This window comes from Occallatibacter sp. (assembly GCF_049802275.1).
In the GTDB taxonomy this organism is placed as follows: Bacteria; Acidobacteriota; Terriglobia; order Terriglobales; family Acidobacteriaceae; genus Telmatobacter.
Genome location: NZ_JBARMD010000119.1, coordinates 1 through 3,006 on the forward strand (window position 1 = coordinate 1; position 3,006 = coordinate 3,006).

General features: G+C 58.3%; 3 protein-coding genes and 1 pseudogene. 2 read left to right on the plus strand and 2 right to left on the minus strand.

The features are described 5' to 3' along the window. Both WA354_RS03955 and WA354_RS03960 read right to left on the minus strand, forming a co-directional pair. Nucleotides 1-420: anti-sigma factor (locus tag WA354_RS03955; protein WP_472811711.1), on the minus strand; the 420-nt coding region annotated here is incomplete at its 3' end. Continuing rightward, the gene (locus WA354_RS03960) at nucleotides 417-1,025 is read right to left on the minus strand and encodes an RNA polymerase sigma factor (protein WP_472811712.1); all 609 of its coding nucleotides are present in this window, start codon (nucleotides 1,023-1,025) and stop codon (nucleotides 417-419) included. The genes WA354_RS03960 and WA354_RS03955, both read right to left, overlap by 4 nt. Nucleotides 1,026-1,177: 152 nt before the next feature. On the opposite strand from WA354_RS03960, the gene WA354_RS03965 reads away from it, so the two are divergent. Then, a complete protein-coding gene (locus WA354_RS03965; RefSeq protein WP_472811713.1) occupies nucleotides 1,178-2,833 on the plus strand; it encodes a ribonuclease J in 1,656 nt (551 codons plus the stop codon). Between the two features lie 27 nt (nucleotides 2,834-2,860). Next, a pseudogene (locus tag WA354_RS03970) lies at nucleotides 2,861-2,923 on the plus strand (pentapeptide repeat-containing protein); the annotation flags it as partial. Nucleotides 2,924-3,006: the final 83 nt, after the last annotated feature.

Below are 3,006 nucleotides of genomic sequence, written 5' to 3' on the forward strand. Positions count from 1 at the left end.
CTGTTGCTCCGCGGCTTGCTTCTGCTGACCCAGCTGCTCATTCAGCACGCGCACCTTCTGCTGCTCCGAAAATGCAAAGAATAGCGATGCCGCCGCCGCAAGCCACCCGATCCAGAGCGCCGTCCTGCGCGCCGGCCTCTTCGACTCCATCGAAAGAACAGGTGCTGCCACAGCACCACCGCTATGCGAACCATCCGCCGCCAATCGCTCCACAAACCGCTGGCGCGCTCCCTCAGGCAAAGGCTTCTGCTCCACACTTACCGCAACCAGAGCCAGGTCCCCGTTCACCTCTGCCAGTTCCTGTTTGCACCTCGCGCACCGATCCAGATGCGAACGCACCGCCGCGAGCTCATGCGAATGCATAGCCTGCATTGCGTAGAGGACAAGATCCTCCTGCGGTATGTGCTCGTCCTGCATCATGCGCTCATCGCCTTTCTTAGGGTCATCAGTGCCGATCGTATCCGCGTTTTCACTGTTCCCAGCGGATCGCCCGTTCGCGTCGCGATTTCCGAGTGTGTCAGCCCCTCAAAAAACGCCAGCTCCACTGATTTCTGCTGCTCCAGCGGAAGACCTTTCAGTATTTCCCTTACCTTCTCCATCATCTGGTTGCGTTCAAGTTCCGACCCCAGATCCGAACTCGAAGCCAGCACCACGTCGTCAACTGAATCCGTCGGCCGTCTCCGCCGCAGAGAATCAATCGCCCGGTTCCGCGCCATCACCGCCAGCCACGCACCGAGGGATCCACGGCCCGCCACAAACGCATGGGGATTACGCCAGACCTGGAAAAATATCTCCTGCATTACATCCTCGGCCTGCCCGGGATCATTCAAGACACGCAGCGCCACCGAATACACCATGCCGCTGTATCGATCGAATAGATCGGTCATAGCCTGTTTGTCGCCACCCTTTGCCCTTGTCAAAAGCGACTCATCGCGGACGGCCTCATCCCCCGGGCCGCGATGCGTCGCATCCCCATCAAGAGAACGCTGGGACTCTGCTAGCGGATTGGAGGGGCTCTCACTCATAGGTCAGGATCGGGTAACCGCAGAAGATCAAACCGTATTCTAGTGAGCATCGGTGCACGTGCCTAGAGAATTTCTGCAAATCGCTGAAGAACTTTACTCCTGATGCCCCCGCATCCAAATACACACACAGGTGTTAGCATCAAACCTGACAGATGCAAACAAATAAGCTAAAAATCATCCCCCTCGGCGGCCTCGGCGAATTCGGAATGAACTGCCTCGCGATCCGCTGGGAAGACGACATAATCGTCATTGACGCCGGGCTCATGTTCCCGGAATCGGAGTTGCTCGGCGTCGACATCGTCGTACCCGACATCACCTACCTCACCGAGAATAGGGAACACGTCCGCGCCATCATCCTTACCCACGGCCACGAAGACCACATCGGCGGACTTCCATGGATCCTCAGCGAACTCAAGGTTCCCGTCTACGCCACCGAATTCACGTTGGCCTATGTCGAAGGCAAGCTTGAAGAGCACCAGCTCCTTGACGAAATCACCCTCATCGAGATCACGCCCAAAGAGAAGTTCTCTCTCGGTCCCTTCACCATTGAGCCTATCCGCGTCACCCATTCACTTGTAGACTGCGTAGCCCTCGCCATCGATACTCCCGTCGGCGTTGTCATCCACACCGGCGATTTCAAGATCGATCTGGCCCCCCTCGACGACAAGGCCTTTGACCTGCACACCTTCGCCGAGTACGGCAAGCGCGGCGTCCTCGCCCTTCTGCAGGACTCGACAAATGTGGAAAGGTCGGGCTACACCCCCAGCGAGCGCGCCGTCATTCCCCGGCTCCACGAAATCTTTTCGCAGACAAAAAAGAAGCTCTTCTTCAGCTGCTTCTCGTCTTCCATCTACCGCATTCGCATTGCACTCGAGCTCGCGCGCAAGCACGGTCGCAAAGCCGTCGTCCTCGGCCGCTCCATGATGGAGAGCACGGAAATCGCGCAAGACCTCGGCTATATCGAAGTCCCGCCCGGCCTCGTTATCAATCCCGGCCAGATGCGCGACTATCCGCCCGACGAGCTCATGATTCTGATCAGCGGCACCCAGGGCGAACCCATGAGCGCCCTCAGCCGCGCCGCCGTCGACAACCACAAGCATGCCCACATTGATGCCGGCGACACCGTTGTCCTCAGCTCCCGCATCATCCCCGGCAACGAGAAAAGCATCTTCCGGGTCATCGACCACCTAAGCCGCCGCGAAGCCAACGTAATCTTCGACGACGGCTCCCACGGCCTCATCCACGTTAGCGGACACGGTTGCCAGGAAGAGCTCCGCCTCCTCATCAATCTCGTCCGCCCCAAGTTTTTCATCCCCGTTCACGGCGACTATCGCAACCTTCGCCGCCACGCCCAGCTCGCTATGGAGACGGGCGCTGTCGAGCATGCGCTGGTCATCGAAGACGGCGATGTCCTCGAACTCGACGCAACGGACGCGCGCAAAAAGGACAAAGTCACCGCGGGCCGCATCCTCATCGACTCCGGTTCCACTATCGACGTCGTCGAAGACCTCGTCGTTCGCGATCGCCGCATTCTTTCCGAGGATGGCATCGTCCTCGCAATCCTCGCCATCAACAAGCGCTCCGCCAAGATCGAACGCGAACCGGAAATCGTAATGCGCGGCTTCGGCGGCGCCGACATTACCGAAGAAGCCCGCGAGGTCGTGCTGAAAACCATCGACGCCCTCAGCGGCGAACAGCGAACCGACTACGGCATGGTGAAAGAAAAAGTCCGCGTAGAGCTGAAGCGACTGATCCAGAAAACCACCGGCCGCCGCCCCATGATCATGCCCGTAATCCTCGAAATCTGATCGAAACATTGGGCTGATCCAGCAAGCGCTGATCTAACAAGCGCTGATCTAACAAGGGCTGGTCTAACAAGGGCTGATCTAAAGAACTAGAGCAGAATCAAGCTAGCTATACCCAGCAGCGATTCTAAGAGTAATCCTTGGTTTCTCTGGCGAAGTGACCGCGATGACGAGGA

Bases quoted from the DNA above. Each gene is read 5' to 3' on its own strand.
- WA354_RS03960 (WP_472811712.1), bottom strand. From the start codon at position 1,025: ATGAGTGAGAGCCCCTCCAATCCGCTAGCAGAGTCCCAGCGTTCTCTT.
- WA354_RS03965 (WP_472811713.1), top strand. From the start codon at position 1,178: ATGCAAACAAATAAGCTAAAAATCATCCCCCTCGGCGGCCTCGGCGAA.